Genomic DNA, 16,485 nt, shown 5'->3' on the forward strand with positions numbered 1-16,485 from the left:
TTGGCCAGAGACTTATACTTGGATGATCATATTCTTGATCTGCGTCCGCTCTGTGAATGATGGCCGCGCTGTGGGCCATGCACGCTCTTAGCACATGCAGCATAGGCGCAGCGTGGTGCCGGACAAACGTATCTTACGGTAGCATACGCGGCAGCGCGGCTGGCCTCATGAGACCGCAGCGGCTGGGGCGCCGCTCGGCATCAGACTTTCCGCAGCCGGTATTCTCGCTCATGCGTCGCGGGTCGAACTCGACATCGCGGATCATCGACCCTGTTACAGGGCAGCGAAGGCCGACTTCGCTCATCATATCCGGGATCCGCAAGTGTCTCCATCATCGTGACCCTCGCCGTCGCCGAGGCACAAGGGGGCATCCACGGTCGCTGGCGGCGGGACACTGAAGGATCTCAAGGCGCCTTCGATAAGCCATTGAGCCCAGGCGCGAACCCCCAGCCAATTTCCCTCAAATCTCCGATGAGCTCGGTTCCGCCGATAACATAGAACAGACAGCCTTGAGCTGCGGCTATTCAAAGACAATGAGGCTCGCAGGGGTTGGCGGCATCGATTTGACCGTGACGCCGGTGAGGCCGGCCAGTTTTGCCATCTCGGCCAGTTCGCTTTGCTTGTAAGCCTGGCCGGCCGGTGTGCTGACGAGCATCTCCCAGGAGAAGGCCGCTGGAAAAGGCGGCGACACGCCATCTTCATTCGGCACGAAATCGACCGCGACGATCCGACCATCCGCTGCAAGGCTCGCGATGATCTTTCGCAACAGCGCGGCACATGTCGGCAAATCGAAATGGTGCAGAAAATTCGGAAGCAGGACGAGGTCATAACCAGCGCCCCAGTCGATCTCGAAGGCACTGCCGGCGATCGTCCGGTACCGGTCCGCGACGCCTGATTTTTCCGCATTCTGCCTCGACAGCTCCAAGACGGCGCCCCAGTCGACGGCGACGATCTCCGCGGATGGAAAGGCCCTGGCAATTTCGATGCCGAAGACGCCTGGGCCTGCAGCGATGTCCAGGACCTTCTTGGGAGACATCGCCCAGCTGGAGATTTCCCCAGCCAGCAGTTTGGCGCTGAGCCCGGTGAAAGAGCCCATGCCACGCGCAAACTTCAGCCAGATGGGGTTGTCGGGCGACATGTTCGCAAGGCCCATCGAACCGCCGTTTCGCACGACGGACGTCGGATCGCGCAGAAAATTATCGAGTACTTCTGGTGCGGCGGCGAACTCGACGGCAGAGCCCATATAGGCCGGCGAATTGCGATCGAGGAACGTACTGGTCGAGGGCGTCATTTTGTACTGTTCGCCCTCCTTGGTCAGGAAGCCATGGACCACAAGGTAATCGCAGAGGATGCGCACGCCACGCTCCGAGGCGGCTGTTGCCGACGCCAGGACTGCCGGCGTCTTGCCCTCGCCAATATGTGTAAAGAGATCAAGTTCGATGGCCGCCCTGATCGCTGCCGTCTTTCGGCACGCAAACAGCGCATCGACCACAAGTTCGGGCGACACTGCGCCGGCATGGGCGTGCTCGATGCTCGTTTCCATGGAACCCTCCCAAGAAATTCGACCGATCTTGCCTGGCAGCGCCAGCAGCGGAAATTATGCGTATATTCGCCCCTCCTACAATACCCACCGCGCTAACCCTATCGGGTTCCCCGCCGCAATGATCGGGCTTGCCGCCGGTCGCCGATATTGTTCGAATTGCTCTTCCTCGCCGGTGGACTGTAATTCGGACCGGCTTTGGCGTTTATACCGACGCGTGGTGAAGCTTAGACACCAATGCGTTCCGGACCCGCCGGCCAGGACCACGAGGCAATCGGAGGCTCGGCGACAGCGCTGTGTCGCGAATCAATGTGGGACAGAGAAAGTGCCGGCCCGCAGGAACTCGGGCATCAGGCCGCTGGATCAGATCCGTTTTCGCATTCGAGAAACCAAGCGTAAGTGGCTCTAATGCCGTCCTCAAGCGAAATGCTCGGTTTCCAGCCCATGTCCTGCAGCTTCTTGTTGCTCATCAGCTTTCGCGGCGTGCCGTCGGGCTTGGAAAGGTCATTGACGATCTCACCCTCGTAACCGACGACGCGGCAAACCAGACGCGTCAACTCGATGATTTCAAGATCCGTGCCCGAGCCGACATTGACGTGCTGCGTGCCCGAATAGGTTTTCAGCAGAAACACCAGCGCGTCGGCGCAGTCGTCGACGTGAAGAAACTCGCGGCGCGGGGTTCCGGTGCCCCAGACAACCATTTGCGGGTCTCTGCGCAATTTCGCCGCATGCGCCTTGCGGATCAGCGCGGGCAGGACATGACTGGAGTTCAGGTCGAAATTATCGCCAGGGCCGTACAGGTTGGTCGGCATCGCCGAAATGTAGTCACGGCCATATTGCTTGCGATAGGCTTCCGCGAGCTTGATACCGGCGATCTTGGCAATGGCGTACCATTCGTTGGTCGGCTCAAGCGGACCGGTCAACAGAGCCTCTTCAGGAATCGGCTGGGGAGCGAGCTTGGGATAAATGCAGCTTGAACCCAGGAAGAGAAGCCGGTCCACCTCCGCCCGGTGAGCGGCTTCAAAGATGTTGGTTTGAATGATCAGATTGTCGGAGATGAATTCGGCAGGATAGCTGTCATTGGCGAGGATTCCGCCAACCTTGGCTGCGGCGATTATGATCGCGTCCGGCCGGGTTGCTTCAACAAACTTCCCGACCTGGTCCTGGCGCTTCAAGTCGACCTCGGCGCGCGTGGCCGTGATGATCCTGCAATTTTCGGATTGAAGCCTGCGCACAAGAGCACTGCCGACCATACCGCGATGACCGGCAACCCAGATCTTCTTGTTCGATAAGTCGTACACTCAGACCTCTTTCCGGCTGCCTTGAGCCTTCCAGTGCTTGATATCCTCGCGCACCATCTCAGCGGCGAGTTCACGAACCGGGGTCTTATGGTGCCAGCCCAGATTCTGACGTGCCTTGGTCGGGTCGCCAAGCAGAAGATCGACTTCCGTCGGGCGGAAATACCGGGGATCGATTTCCACAAGGCAAGCGCCGGAGGCGGCATCATAGCCCTTTTCGTCGACACCGGATCCCTTCCATTCCAAGGTGATGCCGACATCGGCAAAGGCCCACTCGACAAACTGGCGCACACGCGTCGTCTCACCCGTCGCCAAGACGTAGTCATCCGGCTTGTCCTGCTGCAGCATCAGCCACATGCCCTCGACATATTCGCGCGCATGGCCCCAGTCACGCTGGGCGTCAAGGTTCCCCAGGAAAAGCTTGTCCTGAAGGCCGAGGCTGATGGCAGCCACCGCCATCGTGATCTTGCGCGTGACGAAGGTCTCGCCGCGAAGCGGGCTTTCATGATTGAACAGAATGCCGTTCGACGCGTGCATGCCGTAGGCCTCGCGATAATTAACGACGATCCAGTAGGCATAGAGCTTGGCTGCGGCATAGGGGGAGCGCGGATAGAACGGCGTCTTCTCGTTCTGCGGCACTTGCTGCACGAGACCGTAGAGTTCCGACGTCGACGCCTGGTAGAACCGGCTTTTTTTCTCAAGACCCAGGATGCGGATCGCTTCGAGCAGCCTCAACGTCCCGATACCATCGGCATCGGCCGTATATTCCGGCGTTTCGAAACTGACGCCGACATGGCTTTGTGCGGCCAGGTTGTAGATTTCGTCAGGCTGAGTCTGCTGGACGATCCGCAGCAGGTTGGTCGAGTCGATCATATCGCCATAGTGAAGGACGAAGCGTGGGTGGGCCTCATGCGGATCCTGATAGATATGTTCGATGCGGCCGGTGTTAAAAGATGAGGACCGCCGCTTGATACCGTGCACCGTGTAGCCTTTGCTCAGAAGCAATTCGGCCAGATAGGCACCATCCTGACCAGTCACCCCAGTAATAAGCGCGGTTTTCGTCATTTTTCACGTCGTCTTTCGATGCAATCTTCGGGAGGTGTTTATGGAAACGACCGAACCAGCGCAACCCCAATGTGACCGACACCGGGGACAAACGAAATTCAGCATTGTCGATCTCTTCGGTTGACGGCGGATGGGCGCAATGAGACTAGAGCGTTCCATTTATCAGATGTCCAAAGGGAAAGACATGATCTTGGTGACGGGAGGTGCCGGCTTTATCGGTGCGAATTTCGTGCTCGACTGGCTTGCGCTTCACGATGAGCCGGTCGTCAACCTCGATGCCCTCACCTATGCCGGCAATCTTGAGAGCCTTAACTCCATCTGGAGTGACCCGCGTCATGTCTTCGTCAAAGGCAGCATTGCGGACTACGACCTTGTCGACGCACTGCTCCGTTCCCACCGGCCTCGCGCAATCCTGAACTTCGCTGCCGAAAGTCATGTCGATCGATCGATCCATGGGCCAGAAGAATTTATCCAGACCAACATTGTCGGCACGTTTCGTCTGCTGGAGGCAATCCGGGGATTTCTTGCCTCACAGAGTGAAGACTTCCGGGAGAGCTTCCGCGTCCTCCACGTATCGACGGACGAGGTCTATGGTTCGCTTGCTCCCGACGAGGCCGCTTTCAGCGAACATCGCAAATACGAACCCAATAGTCCTTATTCCGCGAGCAAGGCAGCGAGTGACCATCTGGTTCGCGCCTACCATCACACCTATGGCCTACCCGTTCTGACGACGAACTGTTCGAACAATTACGGTCCCTATCATTTTCCGGAAAAGCTTATTCCCCTCGTCATCCACAATGCTCTGTCGGGGAAACAGATTCCGATCTACGGAGACGGGATGCAGGTGCGCGACTGGCTGTTCGTCAAAGATCATTGCAGCGCGATCCGGCGTGTTCTGGAGAGAGGAAAAGTCGGGGAAACCTACAATGTCGGCGGCAGGAATGAACTGACGAACCTGTCAGTCGTCAATACGCTCTGCGAAATTCTCGATGAATTGACGCCCCTGCCAAACGGCGCAAGCTACAAGGCCCAGATTTCCTTTGTGCGTGATCGGCCAGGTCATGATCGTCGTTACGCCATCGATGCGGCAAAGATAGAAAGGGAGCTGGACTGGCGCCCTAGTGAGACCTTCGAGACGGGCATTCGCAAGACCGTCGAATGGTATCTCGCCAACGATGCTTGGGTAGAGAATGTGACAAGCGGCAGCTATCGACAGTGGATCGATCGGCAGTACCAATAACGAGGCGAGGAGAAGCGAGGCTCCTCCCCGCAATCGTGACATCAGTACCTGATGAAATTGTGCAGGAAGCTTATGACCGGCCGGGGTACATTGCTTTGCACCCATCGGCGCGCCTTAACCCGGAAAAAGGGACGAATGCCGCCGGAAAAGCCGGGAGAAACCGTCCTGATCGCTTTCAGGGCTTGCCTCAGAGCGCGTTCATAGACCCTGTAAGCAGCGTCGGGCTCCTCGCAGACGGCGGTGTAGAAAGCCGACAGCCGATCGAACATGCCATTGGTCAGCAACTGAAACTGGTGGAAGTGATAAAAGATCAGCGGCGAACCATCGACCTCGATCCTGCCTGATGCATCCTGCGAAAAATGCAGCTTTTCGTAGTTCCAGGGCGCGATTCCGGCTCCGGGATGCTCGATGATATGGCAATTCGGGTAGAGATCCGGCCATTCATCCAAATACTTCTGATCACCCATCTTGCCGTCTTCCAGGCGATAGTAGCACCATTCGATGCACTGCTCGCGCCAGCGAGTGAGGCAGCGCATTCCCTCTTCGTCGCGCCGGAAACTCACCCATTCGACGCAGAAACGGCCGTTAATTTCGCGATTCTGCAGCCGCGGAGCAAAACGGTGTTCGATAATGGCGATGGAACTATTGCCGATTTCGTCGAAAATCGGACCGAGCGGTGAATAAAACAGCAGATCGGAATCGAGGTAGGTGATGAAATCAATGTCGGGATGCTGCTCCAGCAGGAAACTCGGCAGACACGGAGACAGGGTCCAGCAATATTCGGCGACGCCGCGCGATTTCTTGACCGCCAGAAGTTCCGGCGTCTCGAGATCAGCGAGTGGAATGCAGGTGATGTAGGACCTGTTGAGAGCGGTCAATATCTCCTGCGTCTGCTGGTCCATGCAAAGCACAAAAACATGCGCATCGGGGCACCACTGGACGAGGCTCTCCATCATGGCCATTCCCTTGATGAGATAGCCGTTGTCGAAAAGGGTACAGAAATAGTTCGTCATGATTGGGTTTGTTTCCTGCACAAATAGGTGCGCATTGCATTGCCCTTACGACTGTCGTGCGGATCCACGTTCTCAGTTAGCGTGAACGTCGCCAGGACGTGCAGGCCGTGAACTCGAAAGATGTCCAATAGCTGCGGCTCGGAAAAATGGATCTCTATGGTCTCGACGCCATAGGCCTGTTTGCGGAAATACTTGGTCGGCTCGCCATAGACAACAGGCGTACGGTGAAAAATCACGTATTCCTTGGCAACACGGGCGCTCTCTGCGATCGCCGCGTCATAATCGGGGATATGCAGCAGACAACATCCTGAGACGACGACATCGAAAGCGTCATCCTGATAGTTGAGCCGCGTCGCATCCTCCACGTCGAACGACAGCCCGGGATAAATGCTGCGCGCCATATCGATGAAAGCATCGGAGTAATCGCAGCCGCGATAACGCAGCGGCAAGCCACTCACATCAAGCACTTCGGAATAATAGCCGCTGGAACAACCGATTTCGAGCAGCGAAGCATTAGCCGGAAGATCGTCGATGCTGCGCAAAGCGGCGGTAAAGACATCGAATACATCAATGGAAGCGCCATTGCGGTATTCCTTCAGCTGGCGCTCGACGAGGGCTCTCTGGCGGGCGGGCAGATCACTTGCTTTCCAGGATGCAGCAAGGCGCGAACTTTCGCTGTCTCGACGAGCCGCCTCTATCTCGACATAGCGGGACGATACCGACGTCGTCGGCAACAGCCGATCATGCAATCGCTTCAACTGGCTCTTCATCCCCGGAAAGCGATTGAGACTTGTGCGCAGAAACGACATCAGCCCTGTTTCTCCAGATATCGTTCGAGGATCGGCACCAATTCTTCCATTCTCGACTTGTAGGTGTGGTCCTTCAGCGTCCTTGCCTGACCGGCCTTCGCGATGGCGTCGGCCTCGTCCGGGTGGTCTATATAGTAGCGGACGAGTTCTGTCGCTTCTTCCGCACTGGAATAGGCAACCACTTCCTTTCCAACCTCGAAAATCTCCCCGAGATTATCCTTCTTGTCGGTTATCAGCAGCGATCCGACACCGGTCGCCTCGTAGAGCCGCATGTTATTGGCGTTGTTTTCGGCAACATTGATATGGCGGTTGACGGTGATCCGGCTGCGCGCCAGCGCCCGATACATATCCGGCCCCCAGACTTCGCCATTGTGACGTTTGCGAATCGGAGAAGAGCGCGGGAGCGTCTTCGCGCCGTAACCGAAAAACTGTATCGGCGTGGTATCGGCAAGATGTTCGAGCAAGGGTACGGCCTTGCCATGATGACGGCTTATGCCGCCGACGAAGCTCACCGGCACATCGCGCCTGATGTCGCCAAGGAGATCGAGCACCCGAGTGTCGAAGCCAATCCTGAAATATTCGGATTTTATCCCCATCTCATGAAAACGGGGTACGAAATGGGGGAAAGACGTCAGAATAAGGTCATAGGGTCGCAGAAACTCACCCGGCGGCAGCGGACAAGCGATCTGGCCGACAATCAACGGCACCGTCTTCTTCAACTCCGTCAGGGCATGCGGCGGAAAGAAGCTGAGATCCTGACAGTAGAGTACATCCGGCTTGAATGTTCGAACCCGGGCCATTGCGACCTCCAGCAAGCCAGGGAGCGCCGCCAGGCGTGCGCCAACATAAGGCAGCCTGAAAAACCGATGCGGCAGTTTCATCGCCCAAGCGCTGAACGGCTCGTTGTTTTCTTGCGCCCAGGCCGATTGAAGCGGGACACAATTGCCGATGATGTCAATGACGTCGCAACCCTGGTCCTTCAGGTGGCGCGAGTAGAAATCGGACGTGCCGAATGCGGCGGCCAAAAGAGCTTTCGTCTGTTCTAGCGAGGTCGATTTTCGGAGCTGTGGCCGCCGCGCATAGAATTGCTTCAGAAACCGCGCGTAATAGGTGTCAAATATTGCTATTTTCATGTTCACCGTCTGGTTGACTGCCGGGACGTTCCTGTGACGTTCTATAGACGCTACCGACAAGCTTTGCCGGGTTCCCGGCAATTATTGCCCCTTCGGGGAAATTTCCGCGGACGACCGCACCCGCAGCGACAATGCTATCACGTCCTATTTCTGTGCCACGCAAGATCAGGGCATTGGTGCCAATGAACACATTATCGCCAATGTGCACCGGTGCAGTCTTGATGTCCGCCTCGACATCCGAATGACGGCGCCCTTCCGGACGTATCGGATGAAAGTCCGTGTCGAAAATCGTGACGTTGGCTCCCATCAGCACTTCCGCGCCGATTGAAATCCCTACAGCCGAGACGATGGTTGCACCACTGATGCCGCTGTCTGCGCCAATGCTGATCTTCGATCCGGCGCGAATGGTCGCTATCTTCACCGGATGATTGAGAGCGAGCGCTGTAAATCGGGAATCAGAACACAGGACGACGCGATCACCGAGGTGAATCTCACTGTCAGGATGTCGTTGCAACAAAGGGGCGCCATAGAGCACAACATCGCGGCCAACGCTTACCCCGTGACGTTTCAGTTCGCCAAGCTGCCTTGCACGCATACGGGAAAAGGCGAATTTCTTAAGGCTGGTCGTGATCTTTCCCAAAAGGACACGTGCGTAAAAGAAATAGGCCATGCGGAAAGGTGCGGTCGATCTCTGCACCGGTGAACCGACAAGCGAATAGAAGATCAGGCGTTGAAACACATTGTGAGGAGAGCGCCTGCCAAACAATCGTTTTTTCCATGAATGCCTGGAGATGTCGTTTCCATATACTGGCGGGGAATAGACGATTGCTTTTGTGCTGACGATCAGAGGCACTCCGGCGCGCGAAAAGCGCATCGCGATTTCATAATCGGCCATGTAGTGCGGCAGCAGGCGTGGCCGCATACCGCCATATCTCCGAAACAAGAGGGCTGGATATAGAGTACCTCGACCGCTCAATGCATCCACGCGGTATTGGCTCTCAGGCGACCGTTGTTGCGCTTCGCTCAATTCCGAAAGGACATCCCAGATCGCGAACCTGTTGATGTTGATCCGAGGTCCTATACTCACAAGAGGTGGGTCTTTCCCCTCTTCATGGATAACGCTTCCGACGGCGGCTTCGCCATTCGCCTTGGATGTTTGCACCAGGGTTTCAACATAATCTTCGTCGAACCAGGTGTCATTATTCAGAAACAGGATATAATCTTCCGCCTTGCAAGACGGAAGGACGTATTTCAGCCCCTTCTCGATGGCACCCCCCCACCAAAGATTGCCGTCGCCTCGGATTTCGACAACATCGCCCTGCGACTGCAGGTATTCTGCCGTGCCATCGGTCGAACCGTCGTTGACAACGACGATCGTCAGCGCGTCGGCGAGAGTTTGTCTCCTGAGAGCCTCCAGCACCTTCCGGGTGTGCTCCAGACGATTGAAGACAGGGATAATGACGTTAACGCGCATCGCTAGATTTCCGGCTTCTCAAGAAACCAGCCAGTATACGACCATTCGTATTGTCCCTGAGCTGGCGTAAGGCCAACGCCCCAACGCGTCAATTCCTGCAAGGGCGGCGGTGTTGCTATTCCAAATGTCCCAGCTGGCTGGAACCTGTCCAGCACCTCGTAGCCATGCCTCGCGAAGCGATTCTGCAATTCATGCGCGTTCAAGAACCACACGGGGTAGCTCGCGCGATAGATGCGTTCCGGCACATGCTGTACAAAAGGGGCTTCGGGGATATCGACCTGCGCGCTTGTTCTGTCAACAAGGATGAACTTGACGCCTTTCGAAAGAAGGCTCTCAAGATGCTCGTGGGGATATTCGAGGTACTGGAGCACGCCCGAGAGCAGAACGATGTGAGGGTTCACAAATTCGATTGCTTCTTCGAGGCTACGAGAAAAGCTCAGAAGCCCGTCTTCAAATTCTGCTCGCCCTGCTTCTGCAAAATGAGGCTGCTCCACGACGCACCATTTCAATTCCGCGAGATGAGCGAGTTTTGACCGGTGTTGAAAATAGGAACTTCCGAGCGCGCCTCCAAAGTCGACCACTCTCAAACGACCATCGGATCTGGATGCAACATAGAGCAGCCAGGCAAGCAGCGGATGCGAGTAGATTCTCTCTCTGAAGATTACAGTGTCCCGCTCATATGAGGCACGGCCCTGAACAACTGCGCGTGTCGCTTCGACGGCTTTTGCAAGAATGGCCGGCGCATCATAGCCGGTTGAATCAGCCATTGCCGAACGCCAATCATCGTAAGGTCCGTCGAAAATGATGTTGTGCCGTCGGAATTCGGCCCAGATCTCCTGTTCGCGCGCTTGGGGCGATTCTCGCGTCACCTCAAGCAAACAGTGGATTCCCGGAAGCGCAAATTTAAGCCGTCTCATTCTTCAAACCAGGCTTGGAACGGCCGGCGCTCAAATTCGTCCAGTGCCCCACCGGGTGTGGAATTGAAGATGCGGATATCATTTGCTCGCGCGATATTCGCGATGGCTCGATATTGTCGCCACAGCCGCGCCGCCTGCTGAAAGTCGTCGTGACGGTTCGTTGTCGGGGTGCCGTCCGCATTTACGGTGAAATCTTTTCCCTTTTGCACCTTGAGGTCGAACGCGTATTCATAGGTTGCTGACAGGAAGCGATCATGGTCGACGCCGAGCAGGATGATTTCCTTGAAACCAAGATACATCGCTATCATCAAGGCCATCACCGGGACTGAATCGACACGTGGCACCGGTTTGGAGATATCGACGATTTCTACCGATGGTCTTTCGTCGAAGCTTTCGCCGAGCATGAGATAGCGGACTATTCGTCCTGAAAACAGATCGTGTTTTCGAACCAGCTCCGCTTCCGTGGAGCTGAGGAAGAGTTCCGCGCCGCCCAGGTGCGAATGCATCTCCTCGAACCAGCGGACCACGTCCTCGGGTGTCATCAATCCGTAGGTGATTTGCGGAACACAATGATAACGAGACTGGAACTTGTCGAAATCGGAATGCAGATAGCCGTTGGAAACGGTTATCACATTTTCGCCTTGAAGCCGCGACAGATCCAAGCCCTTGACGCTCGGTCCATTTCCTAAAATGAAACAGCGTTGGCCCGCACGCAGCCCGGCAAGCTGCCTGTTTTCTGCCAGCGATCTCGCGACATCAGCAGATAACTTGTGACGATTTTTAAGCCTGCGCTTCAGCTCATGCACACCATAGGGAAGCAGCATGGAGCCAAAGGTCAAAATCTTCCTCAAGGCTGCAGCCACTTCACCACCTCAAAGACTTCGGCGTATTTTACACCGATGCGCTGGCCGGCGTTCTCGGCTTCATTGCGGAAGAAGCTCACCCATTTCCGCCCGGTGCGCTCCATCTCGGATTCATGGGCAAGGATCGCTTTTTCCTTCTGGTCCCAATGGGCGGTAATGTCGACGTAGAAATTCCCCCTGAAATCGACGGTCGAATGATACCAGTTGCTGCGATACATCAGCAGGCGGGGCACGTGCCGGCAGCTGTGCAGCGATGCGCGCGACAGTGCCAGGTGGTCATGATGGATATCGCCGACCCAGTGGGTATAGACCATATCGATCTTCAGATCCTGCACCAGCTTGAGGATCTCGATATTCAGCGGGTCGACGAATTCGATCTGGAGCGTTTTGAACTCGCCGCAAAACATCTGTTGAACGCCGAGGATTTCCATCGCGGCATCCGCTTCCGCTCTGGCGACCTGGCTGCTGCGCACGGACTGGTCATATTGGTTGGAAAAGCCGGATACGGTCGCGACATAGACGTAAACGGTGTCGCCATTTGCTGTATGGCGCGCCAGTGCACCACCGCAGCCGAGCTCAACGTCGTCAAAATGGGCACCGATCGCGAGAATATTCATTTGCAACTCCAGAGCAGGTCACGCGTGCCTGCAATACCACAATTCAGCAGTGTGTCGAGAATACTGAGATAGGGAATGAAATCGCCGAAGGGCTGTGGATAAACCGGATGGACGAAATGCTGCCACTCGATTTCGATTCCGGCTGCCTCGAACAGTTCCGGCCGCATATAGTCGCGAGCGCCGAGACCCGAGAGATAACGCGTCGCTCCGACTTTGCCCAGCAATTCGACAAGCAACTCGTTCCTATGACCCACGGGGCTTAGAGTGCTCGATCGCACCGTCGGCATGGTGATTTCAAGCATATCCAGAATACCGTCCAGGAAATGCATGTTGAAATCGGCCAAGAGGTCGAACCGCTTGCCGTAGAGGACTTCGATGCGGGGAAAGACTTCGCTCCAGCCGGCGGACTTGCGATAGTTTTCACGAAGCAACGAAAGGTTCTGGTCTATCCATCCGGTGCCCGGTGCCAGCTCCACCGCGTTGATCGGTGTGCCGAAGCTTGGCTTTCTGATTCCGACGGTGAGCCAGCGGTCGCCTTGTGCCGTCTTTATCTTGTCACGGTGCGTCCAGCTTTTGCTCGTTCCGTGGACAAACTGGACGTGGTCCAGAACGACGTAGAGGTCGGCGTTCAGAAATCGCTGAAAAAAGCCGAGATAGGACGCAAAGTCCGGCTGATGGATCACCGCTGTCAGGGTCATGCAGCCAATCTTTCCAGTAAATCGGCGACTCGGCCAACCCCGCCAAGGTCGACCTTGGTCATGGCGGTCTCGCTCATGCTCCTGATGGGAATTGCCTTTTCCAGGATGCCGAGATCGAAAGCGGAGTGATGACCGGCGAAGAGCGCTCCTCCAAGTTCCTCGAGCGCACGCCCGACCGGGATTTCAAACGGTTCGTTTGCGACCACGACACAGGGCAGGCCGGCCGCACACGCTTCGAAGGGCGTAAGACCGCCCCCGGTAATCGCCAGATCGTGCCCGTACATCTCCGCCGCAAGCGACGGCACCTGGTTCAGCAATCTGAACCGATCCGGCGGAGCCGCCGCGACGACCTCTTCAAGCTCCGCCATGTGCTGGAAACTCGGGCCTGTCACGATGGTGACAGGGAAAGGCTTGCTGCTCAGCCATTTAGCGACGCGGACCGTCACTCCATAAGTGTCGGCGCCGCCGAGGGTGACAAGTATCGATGCAAGCTTTTCCCGAACTCGGCGATACCTGGCGATTTCAGGATTGAGTATCATGTACTCTATGCCCAGCCGAACATCTCTGCCCTTCAGACCCTTCGTGTTTTCGAACAGCAGAGCGCAGATATTCAGGTCGGCAAGTTCCGCGCCATCACCACGATCATCGAAGGTAACAAGCTTGGCGTCCAAGCGTTTGATCGTCTCGCTGTGGGATCGCTGCGTATTAAGGCGGTCGTTGATCCAGATCGGAGACGGAGCAGCGGCTTCGAGGAAAGCCTTCTCCCATCCCGTCACGGCTGCCAGATCATAGAGCGCCACGGCAAACCCGCGCTCGCGGATGATTCTCAAGGAATTCGGATGATCGTTTGCCAAAAATCGGACCGAATGACCGCGGGTGCGCAGCTCGGCGGCGAGCGTCAGCGACCGAAAAAGATGCCCCATGCCGCGTGCATGCGAACTTTCTACGCAGAAGACGAACATAGCCTGATCGCCTCTTCCGTCCCGAGCCAGGTTCCGCCCGCCTGCGCTGCGAGCGCACAGGCGCGTCTCCAGTCCTCCTCAGTATCCACCGTCAGGCGCAGCTCCGGAGAGATTTTGGCTGGGGGCACCTCGAGCCGACCAATCTTGAACAATTCGGGGCGATCCGTGAAGTATTCATTCACGTGTTCGCGATGGTGCGGCAGCTTCCCCTCGCAGTGGCTGCGCGATAGAGCTTCGAAGGTAAATATCTCGGCGCCGACGCCAATAGGCAACTGGCCAAAGGCATGGGTGTAATCGAATCCCTGCTTTTGGTGCAGATCGATCAGCCTCTCAAGCTCCTCGACGTCGGTAAAAGGATTATCTGCGGTCAACCGCACGATATCTGACATCCCGAGCGATCTCGCACACTGAAAATAACGATCGAGAACGTCGGTTTCGTCGCCGCGAAAGCAGCTAACGCCGTGCTCAAGGCAGCAGGCTTCGATAATATCGTTCTCGCTGGCGGACGATGTCGCAACGACAACCTTTGCCGGGCGCTTCAGTATCTGAAGCCGACCAAGAACATGTCCGAGAAGGGGCTTTCCGCAAATGTCGCGAAGCACTTTTCCCGGCAGCCGCGTCGATCCCATCCGCGCCTGAATAATAATTCCAAGCGTCACGCCAGATCGCTCCATTGAAGGACCGCGTCCGCATCGAGGTCGTTTGCGACCCGCCGTCCTGCGAGAGCTTCGAAATGCTTCGGTTCAATTCCTGTTCCAGGTCGCTTAACGGAAATGTCGCCGGCGGAGATGACATGGCCGGCCTTGAGCGGTCGATTGACGACAACGCTCTTGCGATTGTTCAATCTCGTCGTTGCTTCACTCGCAGCCGGCTCCTTGCGGCCACTGCCTTTCATGATCTCGAACGCTCGTATCGCGTCGACGAGCCATTTCATTTCCGTCGGATCGGCCGAAAGCATGTGGTCCGGGCCGTCGGCGGACTTGTCGTAGGTGAAATGACGCTCGATCACCCGGGCGCCCATCGCGACCGCACAGAGGCTTGCGACCGGCGTCAGCGTATGGTCGGAATAACCGATGTCGAGATCCGGAAACGCTTTCATCATCGTCTGCATTGCACGCAGGTTCACATTTTCCGGATGCGTCGGATAACTCGTGATGGCATGCAGCAGAATAAGCTTGTCGTTGCCGGCTTCCTTGATGGCGGCGACGGACTCCTGAACTTCGTCGAGCGTCGACATCCCCGTCGACAGGATGATCGGCTTGCCGGTTTTTGCCAGATAACGGAGAAAGGGAATGTTGACCGCGTCGTCCGAACCCACCTTGTGGGCGCCGACTCCACACTTCTCCAGTAGATCGACATCCGTTTCATGCGAAGGCGAGGAGAACCAGTCCAGCCCGTGCTCTTCGGCATAGCGAAACACCGCTTCGTGAAGCTCGTGGCCGATTTCATATTTGCGGAAGAGTTCGAACTGCGAGGTAACGCCGGTGTTCTCCATGTCGAACATGGCGTTGCGGCTCGACAAAGTCTCTGCGCGATAGGTCTGGAGCTTGACGGCATCCACCCCCGCCGCCTTTGCCTCGTCAATCAAGCGCTTTGCCTGATCAAACGTCGTGAAGTTTCCGCCGATCTCAGCGATGATATAGCACCGATCAGGCCGGTAATTCCGGAACATCCTGTTACTCCCTGTAATTCACGACCGGCAAAGCCGCCTCGCTCTCGCGGCGATCGCAGCCCCTAAACTATAGGCTTGGCGAGGTCTGGTCGTAGCGCGTGGAATTCGGCCGATTACTGCCCGATTTCCTGGTTTCGGTCGACGTAATTCCGCACAATGACCTGTCGGCCGCAAATCTCAGCCGTCTCATCATTGGTCTGTCTCGGCAGATAACATCTGCGGCAGACCTCGCTCTTCAGGAAGCCTTGCGGTTCCTTGTGCAGAGCGCGCACCGCGTTCATTTTTTCCCCATGCCAGATCTGGTGCACGGTTTCGGTGTTCGCATTGCCGATAACCTCGCGGTTCTCCTCGTCGTTCGAGCACTTCATGACCAATCCGTCGGCACCAATCACAAGGCGTTGGTACTGCTGCGGGCATGTGAAGTTATCGAGATAGGCGATCTCGGAATCGTTGCCGAGGTAATCGATCAACGGATTGAAAGCGACCAGATCCACATGAGGTGCAAAGGTCTCGTAGTAGAGATCGGGATTCTCCCGGATTGCCGGCCAGATACCCTGCACCTTGATCACAGGACGGTGGAGACCGCGCTCTTCCTTGTACTTCTTTATGTCCTTGATCTTGTCGAGCAGGGCTTCGAACTTGATCGGCTTGCGGATCTTCTCGTAGGTCTCACCGGTGCCGTCGATCGAAACGGTGATCCAGTCGATGCCGGCATCGACAAGCTGGGCGAAATAGTCTCTGTTGAGCTTGAAGCCATGCGTGAGGGTCGAAACCTCTTTGATCCCATGGTCCTTAGCGTAGCGCACACAGTCGGCGAAACGCTTGTGCAACGTCGCCTCGCCGCGCAGCGAGAGGCGGATCGCCGGAACCTTGCCGCCGATCTCATCGATAATCCGGCAATAGAGGTCCCAGTCCATCCGCGTCGTATTGACGTTTTTCTTGAACTCGTCGCTGATCGTATAGCACATGGGGCAGCGCAGGTTGCAGATCGACGCCAGCTCGAGATCGACGAGCAGCGGGTAATCCGAAACCTGCTGGTTCAGGGCATATTCCGACCATTTGCGACGGTAATCCGCGTATTCGGCTTCCCATCCCTCGCCACGGAATCTGTCGAACGTGGCTTCGCGCTCGTCCGTGTCCATCGAGTAGTTGCCTTTGTTGATCGGAACGTAACGCTCGTTCAA

16 protein-coding genes are annotated in these 16,485 nt (G+C 56.5%); 1 reads left to right on the top strand and 15 read right to left on the bottom strand.

The annotated features are described in order from the left end of the window. Positions 1-520 precede the first annotated feature (520 nt). The 3 genes from HJB91_RS08620 to gmd form a co-directional block, all read right to left on the bottom strand. Positions 521-1,543: a bifunctional 2-polyprenyl-6-hydroxyphenol methylase/3-demethylubiquinol 3-O-methyltransferase UbiG gene (locus tag HJB91_RS08620; protein ID WP_221154385.1), complete on the bottom strand. Its 1,023-nt coding sequence runs from the start codon at positions 1,541-1,543 to the stop codon at positions 521-523. A gap of 347 nt (positions 1,544-1,890) precedes the next feature. Further along, positions 1,891-2,841, bottom strand: a complete 951-nt coding sequence (locus HJB91_RS08625) for a GDP-L-fucose synthase (protein ID WP_221154387.1) — start codon at positions 2,839-2,841, stop codon at positions 1,891-1,893. Then, a complete protein-coding gene (gene gmd, locus HJB91_RS08630) occupies positions 2,842-3,903 on the bottom strand; it encodes a GDP-mannose 4,6-dehydratase (protein WP_221122496.1) in 1,062 nt (353 codons plus the stop codon). A 184-nt stretch (positions 3,904-4,087) separates the two neighbouring features. Between gmd and rfbB the strand changes: the two genes are divergently transcribed. Beyond that, on the top strand, positions 4,088-5,143 hold the full coding sequence (gene rfbB / locus HJB91_RS08635; protein WP_221122495.1) for a dTDP-glucose 4,6-dehydratase: 1,056 nt from the start codon (positions 4,088-4,090) through the stop codon (positions 5,141-5,143). A 41-nt stretch (positions 5,144-5,184) separates the two neighbouring features. Here the strand turns inward: rfbB and HJB91_RS08640 are convergent, their stop codons facing one another. The 12 genes from HJB91_RS08640 to HJB91_RS08695 all read right to left on the bottom strand — a co-directional run bounded on the left by HJB91_RS08640 (position 5,185) and on the right by HJB91_RS08695 (position 16,485). Beyond that, positions 5,185-6,156, bottom strand: coding sequence for a hypothetical protein (locus HJB91_RS08640; protein WP_221154389.1), 972 nt, complete (start codon positions 6,154-6,156; stop codon positions 5,185-5,187). Then, positions 6,153-6,965 carry a class I SAM-dependent methyltransferase gene (locus HJB91_RS08645; RefSeq protein WP_210629112.1) on the bottom strand — a complete coding sequence of 271 codons (813 nt, stop codon included), beginning with the start codon at positions 6,963-6,965 and terminating at the stop codon, positions 6,153-6,155. The genes HJB91_RS08640 and HJB91_RS08645 overlap by 4 nt, the downstream gene beginning before the upstream one ends. After that, entirely contained in the window at positions 6,965-8,098 is a 1,134-nt protein-coding gene (locus tag HJB91_RS08650) for a glycosyltransferase (RefSeq protein WP_210629113.1), read from the bottom strand. The genes HJB91_RS08645 and HJB91_RS08650 overlap by 1 nt, the downstream gene beginning before the upstream one ends. Continuing rightward, positions 8,079-9,572 (bottom strand): glycosyltransferase, encoded by a 1,494-nt coding sequence (locus HJB91_RS08655; protein ID WP_221146725.1) that lies wholly within the window; start codon positions 9,570-9,572, stop codon positions 8,079-8,081. Before HJB91_RS08655 ends, HJB91_RS08650 begins: the two co-directional genes overlap by 20 nt. A 2-nt stretch (positions 9,573-9,574) precedes the next feature. Next, positions 9,575-10,441, bottom strand: coding sequence for a TIGR04325 family methyltransferase (locus tag HJB91_RS08660; RefSeq protein WP_247241763.1), 867 nt, complete (start codon positions 10,439-10,441; stop codon positions 9,575-9,577). 44 nt (positions 10,442-10,485) lie between these two features. After that, on the bottom strand, positions 10,486-11,352 hold the full coding sequence (locus tag HJB91_RS08665) for a hypothetical protein (RefSeq protein WP_221154391.1): 867 nt from the start codon (positions 11,350-11,352) through the stop codon (positions 10,486-10,488). After that, on the bottom strand, positions 11,337-11,969 hold the full coding sequence (locus HJB91_RS08670; protein ID WP_221154393.1) for a PIG-L deacetylase family protein: 633 nt from the start codon (positions 11,967-11,969) through the stop codon (positions 11,337-11,339). The genes HJB91_RS08665 and HJB91_RS08670 overlap by 16 nt, the downstream gene beginning before the upstream one ends. After that, the gene (locus HJB91_RS08675) at positions 11,966-12,667 is read right to left on the bottom strand and encodes a WbqC family protein (protein ID WP_210629117.1); all 702 of its coding nucleotides are present in this window, start codon (positions 12,665-12,667) and stop codon (positions 11,966-11,968) included. The genes HJB91_RS08670 and HJB91_RS08675 overlap by 4 nt, the downstream gene beginning before the upstream one ends. After that, positions 12,664-13,629 carry a PseG/SpsG family protein gene (locus HJB91_RS08680; RefSeq protein ID WP_221122490.1) on the bottom strand — a complete coding sequence of 322 codons (966 nt, stop codon included), beginning with the start codon at positions 13,627-13,629 and terminating at the stop codon, positions 12,664-12,666. The genes HJB91_RS08675 and HJB91_RS08680 overlap by 4 nt, the downstream gene beginning before the upstream one ends. After that, positions 13,611-14,288 (bottom strand): cytidylyltransferase domain-containing protein, encoded by a 678-nt coding sequence (locus HJB91_RS08685; RefSeq protein WP_210629119.1) that lies wholly within the window; start codon positions 14,286-14,288, stop codon positions 13,611-13,613. The genes HJB91_RS08680 and HJB91_RS08685 overlap by 19 nt, the downstream gene beginning before the upstream one ends. Beyond that, positions 14,285-15,301, bottom strand: a complete 1,017-nt coding sequence (locus tag HJB91_RS08690; RefSeq protein WP_210629120.1) for an N-acetylneuraminate synthase family protein — start codon at positions 15,299-15,301, stop codon at positions 14,285-14,287. Before HJB91_RS08690 ends, HJB91_RS08685 begins: the two co-directional genes overlap by 4 nt. A 113-nt stretch (positions 15,302-15,414) precedes the next feature. After that, positions 15,415-16,485, bottom strand: a complete 1,071-nt coding sequence (locus tag HJB91_RS08695) for a radical SAM/SPASM domain-containing protein (RefSeq protein ID WP_210629121.1) — start codon at positions 16,483-16,485, stop codon at positions 15,415-15,417.

Origin of the sequence: Rhizobium sp. NLR10b (assembly GCF_019685435.1) — a bacterium.
Taxonomy (GTDB): Bacteria; Pseudomonadota; Alphaproteobacteria; order Rhizobiales; family Rhizobiaceae; genus Rhizobium.

Coding starts and splice junctions, on each gene's coding strand:
- HJB91_RS08620 (WP_221154385.1), bottom strand. CDS start 1,543: ATGGAAACGAGCATCGAGCACGCCCATGCCGGCGCAGTGTCGCCCGAA.
- gmd (WP_221122496.1), bottom strand. CDS start 3,903: ATGACGAAAACCGCGCTTATTACTGGGGTGACTGGTCAGGATGGTGCC.
- rfbB (WP_221122495.1), top strand. CDS start 4,088: ATGATCTTGGTGACGGGAGGTGCCGGCTTTATCGGTGCGAATTTCGTG.
- HJB91_RS08640 (WP_221154389.1), bottom strand. CDS start 6,156: ATGACGAACTATTTCTGTACCCTTTTCGACAACGGCTATCTCATCAAG.
- HJB91_RS08645 (WP_210629112.1), bottom strand. CDS start 6,965: ATGTCGTTTCTGCGCACAAGTCTCAATCGCTTTCCGGGGATGAAGAGC.
- HJB91_RS08650 (WP_210629113.1), bottom strand. CDS start 8,098: ATGAAAATAGCAATATTTGACACCTATTACGCGCGGTTTCTGAAGCAA.
- HJB91_RS08655 (WP_221146725.1), bottom strand. CDS start 9,572: ATGCGCGTTAACGTCATTATCCCTGTCTTCAATCGTCTGGAGCACACC.
- HJB91_RS08670 (WP_221154393.1), bottom strand. CDS start 11,969: ATGAATATTCTCGCGATCGGTGCCCATTTTGACGACGTTGAGCTCGGC.
- HJB91_RS08675 (WP_210629117.1), bottom strand. CDS start 12,667: ATGACCCTGACAGCGGTGATCCATCAGCCGGACTTTGCGTCCTATCTC.
- HJB91_RS08680 (WP_221122490.1), bottom strand. CDS start 13,629: ATGTTCGTCTTCTGCGTAGAAAGTTCGCATGCACGCGGCATGGGGCAT.
- HJB91_RS08690 (WP_210629120.1), bottom strand. CDS start 15,301: ATGTTCCGGAATTACCGGCCTGATCGGTGCTATATCATCGCTGAGATC.